The sequence below is a fragment of the Shewanella sp. AC91-MNA-CIBAN-0169 genome, from assembly GCF_040310165.1.
In the GTDB taxonomy this organism is placed as follows: Bacteria; Pseudomonadota; Gammaproteobacteria; order Enterobacterales; family Shewanellaceae; genus Shewanella.
In genome coordinates, this window is record NZ_JBEOPM010000047.1 from 1 (window position 1) to 5,631 (window position 5,631).

Below are 5,631 nucleotides of genomic sequence, written 5' to 3' on the forward strand. Positions count from 1 at the left end.
TATCCACGCTCAGTGCTCTATATACCTAGCCGTTATCCACTTAAATATAAACAGTAATGCTTATCCGAATAGCATTAGTTAATAAAGTGGCCATTTTAGAAGATGGTTTGGTTTATCATTTACCACAATCAGTATTTGCCCAATTACGTTCTGAACATCGCAGCTTTGATCAATTTTTTGCTCGTGCTTTTGCTAAACGCTTACGCAATGAAACTAAATTTACCGCTAAAGACTTGACCACGACTAGCCGTATTACTTCAATTATGTCATCTCAGCCCATTATCATCGACGCTCATGCCAGTGTTATGGATGCGGCTAAATTAATGCGTGAACACCGGGTCTCATCGGTGCTCGTTATCGATAATCAAAAATTAACCGGTATTTTGACCGATCGAGATTTACGTAATCGAATTATCGCTGAAGGCTTAGATGTCAATACGCTGGTGAGTCAAGCCATGACCATCAATCCCGTGACAACTCATGCCAACGCGTTAGTATTCGAAGCAATGTTGGCGATGAGTGAACATAATATTCACCACTTACCTGTGGTTGATGGAAGCCGTGCGTTAGGGATGATCACTAGTACTGATATTTTGCGTTCGCAAAGCTCACAACCTCTACTGCTTATTGGCGAAATAGGCCGGCAAGCAAATATAGAGAAACTTATTCAAGTGAGTAAGCAAATCCCGCTACTATTACAAAATTTAATCAGTGCCGATGCTAGAGCTGAAGAGATAGGTAGAGTATTAACCTCGGTAACTGATGCATTAACGCGTCGGCTGATTGAATTGAATCAACAGATTTTAGGTCAGGCACCAATGGCGTTTTGTTGGTTGGCTTTTGGTTCCCAAGGCAGGCAAGATCAGGTTGCTTGTTCTGACCAAGATAATGGCTTATTGCTGGCACATGAACCCGATGAATTTGCTGGTGCTTATTTTGAAGCATTAACAAAAGCGGTATGTAAGGGCTTAGATGAATGTGGTTATATTTATTGCCCTGGTGACATTATGGCGCAAAATCCCAAATGGCGCTTGTCACTGGTGAAGTGGAAAGGGCTTTTCTCTAGATGGGTAAACACGCCGGAACCAAAAGCTTTAATGCATGCCAGTATATTTTTCGACATGCGCCCAGTGTTTGGGCCATTGAGTTTATTCAGTGAACTGCAAGATGATGTTTTAGCCGCTACACAAAATAACGATATTTTCCTTGCCGGAATGGCGGGGAACTCGTTAACTGAATCACCGCCATTGGGCTTTTTTAGGAAGTTTGTCCTTGAGCGTGATGGAAGTGAAGTGAAAGGTATGGATTTAAAGCATAAGGGCAGTGCATTAATTAATGACATTGCCAGAGTGTATGCGTTAAGTGCAGGTATCAAAGAGGTTAATACTGCTAAGCGGATCAGAGCGTTAATGGACGCTAATATTATTAATCGTAAAGATGCACTTAATTTGGCGGACGCCCATGAGTTCATTGCGCACATGCGTCTAGCTAATCAAGGTTACCAAGCCACCAATAATTTACCAGTGAACAATTATCTTAAACCACAACATCTTTCTTCATTAATGCGTCATCAGCTTCGTGATGCATTTAAAGTGGTGCACGATGCCCAAGCAGGTATAAAGCTTAAGTTCATGAGGAGTTTCTAGTGGTCAATTTTTGGTGGGTAAAAACGGTGTTGTGGCGTAAAAAGATGACCACTTTACCGTCTCCATTAAATACATATTTAGAAGCAATCACGCCGGCATTAACAACACTATTTCTAGATGCTCCATTGATGGCGATTGATCTTGAAATGACTGGCTTAGATCCAATCCATGATCAAGTCATCAGTATCGGTTTGGTACCAATTATCAACGGTGTCATTCCGCTTGAAAAAGCACAACATATGATGATATCCATTAGTGGCAGTGTGGGTCATAGCGCGACGGTTCACGGTATTGTCGATAATCAATTGCATATGGCGTTAACGTTAGCCGAGGCAATTGATTGGTTTTTATCACAAACAAAGGGCTATATTTTAGTGGCGCACCATGCACCATTAGACATACAGTTTATTCAGCAGCAGTTGATACGCTGTTTTGGTCAATCAATTCCGTTGGTATTTATCGATACGTTGGCCATAGAAAAAAAACGTTGTTTAATGCAACAATCGGTATTGAAAGAAGGCTCGTTACGCTTAAATGCAAGCCGTGAACGTTACCGTTTACCCGTTTATTCTGCTCACAATGCGCTTATTGATGCATTATCTTGTGCAGAGTTATTGTTGGCTCAAGTGGCAGCGATGGGAGATATTAAAAAGTTGTCGGTTAAAGACTTAATTAATGTATTTCGCTAGAAAAGAAAAGCCAGTCATCGAGACTGGCTTTTCTATTAAACGCACAATACTGCTTATTCTGCGTTTTTAGCTTTATTGAAAAAATAATCAACCGCAGGTTTAATCAATTCAAGTGCGGTTTTATCGCAAGGCGGTAATGCTGCATCACTGGTGTTAATTGGCGTGGTGCGTTCGCCCCATTTTAGCAGTAAGGCAGCCGAGGTTAATCCAGCACCAAACGCGCAAGATAGAATCGTTTGATTGGCTTCAATTCTACCTTGAGATAACGCATCACAAATCGCAATCGGGATAGTGGCAGCCGATGTATTGCCATAATCAGCGATATTGACGAAAGCTTTTTCTTTTGGAATTTTCATTCGGCTTACTAAAGTATCAATAATACGTTCGTTTGCCTGATGCGGAATAACAAAGTCGACATCATCGATGTTGATACCACATTTGTCTAATACCTTATTACTTAAACTTCCCATGCCATGAATCGCACGTTTAAACACATCTTGACCATTGATATGAATGTAAAAATCCAATGAGTCATTGTCAAATCTATCCATCTGGGTGCCAAAGTTAGACTTTAAAATATCGCGACCTTCAGGATCGTTATTTAATTCATAACCTAATACGCCACCAGGTTGGTCACTGGCTTCTAGCACAACAGCACCAGCACCATCACCAAATAACACAGCGGTTTCACGTCGAGACCAATCAAGGTAAAAAGATAAACGTTCAGCGCCAATAATGAGAATTTTCTTACTTTGGCCGCTTTTTATCATTGAGCTAGCTAAGCCAACGCCATACAAAAATCCACTGCAAGCAGCGTTAATATCAAATGCACCGCAGGTAGCGCCAATATTGGCCTGTACCGTAGACGCAATATTTGGGATCAAGGTATCAGGGCTGGCGGTGGCTAGAATAATTAAATCTAATTCACTGCCATCAATCCCTGCAGCGGCAAGTGCATGCTTAGCTGCAACCGACGCCATTTCAGAAGTATTGACGTGACTGATGTTACGCTTACTAATACCAGTACGTGTTTTAATCCATTCATCCGTCGTTTCCATGAATGTGGCTAAATCTTCATTGGTCAATGTTGCGGGCGGAACTGACTTCCCCCAACCGGTAATGTGTGCATACTGCATAAGAAGTTCTCTCAATACGTTTCAATAGTTAATTGAATTTATATACAAAAACAACAGCTTAAAATTAATCTGTTGATATTAAATGCTTAAATGGTCATGACTAAGATTTGTTATTATGACTTAATCTTTTGTTCTACCAGTTTCGTGATTGAAGCCGAAGCATGCAAGATATGCTCACGCAGCAAAGTAGTGGCTTTTGCGATGTCACGTTTTTTACATAATTCGAGTAACACTCGATGTTCTCTTTCGGCGATAGGGATCCCGCCAGTAAATAACAACTGCAGACGAATATAGCGATCGCAATTGGTGTTTAAACCGTTAACCACTTCCATTGTATGAGGTCGATTAGCCGCTTGGTATAAACGAGTATGGAATCGAGTATTAAGCTCACTCCAACTTGCTACTGATTCTTTCAGTTTAAATGCCAATTCAAGTTTAACCAGTACGGCTTCAGCTTCGGCAATATCATTGTCAGATAGGTTAGGGATGGCCTTAGCCAACAAATCCGATTCGATCATAGCGCGCAATTCAAATAATTCAGTGACTTGCTCAACAGATAACAATGTTGCCGTCGCGCCTTTATGCGGTTCGAAATTAATTAAGCCTTCAGCTTCTAACTGAACTAACGCTTCACGAACGGGAATGCGACTTACATTTAACTGTTCTGCAATAGCAGACTGCCTGAGCGGTTCTCCTCCTTGTATATCACCAGAAAGGATCCGTTCTCTGAGCGCCTCTACAACAAGTTGCGTACGCGTTTTATGAATAATAGGAGGTATATTGCTCATGTATTCTATAATAATCACTAATTTCTTCGAGCAAGGGTAACGCTTAGCCGCCGCTTTATAAAGTGAAACCTATACAATTATGCAGATTAAGCTCATAAAATGGCGGTAAATAAACAAATTAATAAAAATATTCAGATTATCTGGCCCCAAATTCATCTCAATGGGATAATCGACACAAGAAAGAGTTTAAGGAGTGTTAGGTTGAATAAAGCAGTATTTCTCGATCGTGATGGTGTGATCAATAAAGACAATGGTTACGTTCATACAGTGGACGACTTTGAATATATCGACGGTGTATTTGAAGCGTGCCTTGCATTAAAGCAAATGGGTTACCTATTAATAGTGGTGACCAATCAATCCGGCATTGCTCGTGGCATGTACAGTGAAGATGATTTTCATCATTTAACGGAATGGATGGATTGGAACTTTGCCGATAAAGGTGTCGAACTTGATGGTATCTACTATTGCCCGCATCATCCACAAAAAGGCCTAGGTGGATATAAGCAAGATTGCGATTGCAGAAAGCCAAAACCCGGCATGATGCTCGATGCTGCAGAATTCTTGAAAATCGATATGAGCCAGTCTGTAATGGTGGGTGATAAAGCTGATGATATGCGCGCAGCAAAAGCGGCTGGCATTAACACTGCCATTTTGGTTCGTTCAGGTAAAGTAGTAGACGAAGCCGGAGTTGAACTTGCCAGTGCAGTGGTTGACAGTATCGCTGACGTTCCGAGTCTGCTAAGTCAATTACTCACAAAATAATAGAATCGCCAATTCAAAGCTATCATTTCAACTGTTCATATATAAGCTTTCACCGACTTCTATATGAACAGAGATTTTCAGTGTAACAATTACTTAGTTTTAGACTTTCTCTTCCTTTATATACTAGTCAGCATATTTTTGTTGCTAACAAACCCCTAATCCAAATAAAGATATGTCATCCATTAACGCCAAATCGTTCGTGCTACTAAAAGTTGCTACGAAGTTAACATGAAATTAACGCCGTTTCAGTTATGTTTTGGTCTCAACAAGCTAAATTAGCCACTTAAACCACGCTGAGCCGCATAATAAGCCTTATATAGGTAGATAAAATAAATTTGCTGTTCGTTGTAGCGAGCCATTTATGGTTATAAAGTCAGCAAAAACTTCAATAAATATGGCTTTAAGTTCAAATAGTATGCAGTTGGGTTGTAATAGTCATAAAAACCGTAGAAAGCTCTTGCGCTATAAAAAGTTTTCCCTATAATACACCCCACTGACACGGAACGCAGCGTCTAACGCTAGTTACCAGGTCCGCTCTTTAACAATTTATCAAGTAATCTGTGTGGACATTCACAGGTATTGAGTTATTCGAAATTGTCTTCTGTTCTTC

Annotated in this window: 4 protein-coding genes and 1 pseudogene; 3 read left to right on the forward strand and 2 right to left on the reverse strand. The window is 40.5% G+C overall.

The genetic code is table 11. The features are described 5' to 3' along the window. Positions 1-74: 74 nt before the first annotated feature. Both AAEY98_RS21880 and AAEY98_RS21885 read left to right on the forward strand, forming a co-directional pair. A pseudogene (locus AAEY98_RS21880) lies at positions 75-1,646 on the forward strand (DUF294 nucleotidyltransferase-like domain-containing protein); the annotation flags it as partial. Further along, on the forward strand, positions 1,646-2,335 hold the full coding sequence (locus AAEY98_RS21885; protein WP_101088182.1) for an exonuclease domain-containing protein: 690 nt from the start codon (positions 1,646-1,648) through the stop codon (positions 2,333-2,335). The pseudogene AAEY98_RS21880 and the gene AAEY98_RS21885, both read left to right, overlap by 1 nt. Positions 2,336-2,388: 53 nt before the next feature. Here the strand turns inward: AAEY98_RS21885 and AAEY98_RS21890 are convergent, their stop codons facing one another. Together AAEY98_RS21890 and AAEY98_RS21895 are read right to left on the reverse strand one after the other, a co-directional pair. Beyond that, the gene (locus tag AAEY98_RS21890) at positions 2,389-3,471 is read right to left on the reverse strand and encodes a ketoacyl-ACP synthase III (RefSeq protein WP_101088184.1); all 1,083 of its coding nucleotides are present in this window, start codon (positions 3,469-3,471) and stop codon (positions 2,389-2,391) included. Positions 3,472-3,584: 113 nt separating this feature from the next. Then, complete coding sequence (locus AAEY98_RS21895) at positions 3,585-4,259, reverse strand: GntR family transcriptional regulator (protein ID WP_101088186.1); 675 nt, start codon at positions 4,257-4,259, stop codon at positions 3,585-3,587. 201 nt (positions 4,260-4,460) lie between these two features. Between AAEY98_RS21895 and gmhB the strand changes: the two genes are divergently transcribed. After that, positions 4,461-5,021: a D-glycero-beta-D-manno-heptose 1,7-bisphosphate 7-phosphatase gene (gene gmhB / locus AAEY98_RS21900; RefSeq protein WP_101088188.1), complete on the forward strand. Its 561-nt coding sequence runs from the start codon at positions 4,461-4,463 to the stop codon at positions 5,019-5,021. Positions 5,022-5,631 lie beyond the last annotated feature (610 nt).

Coding starts and splice junctions, on each gene's coding strand:
- AAEY98_RS21895 (WP_101088186.1), bottom strand. CDS start 4,259: ATGAGCAATATACCTCCTATTATTCATAAAACGCGTACGCAACTTGTT.
- AAEY98_RS21890 (WP_101088184.1), bottom strand. CDS start 3,471: ATGCAGTATGCACACATTACCGGTTGGGGGAAGTCAGTTCCGCCCGCA.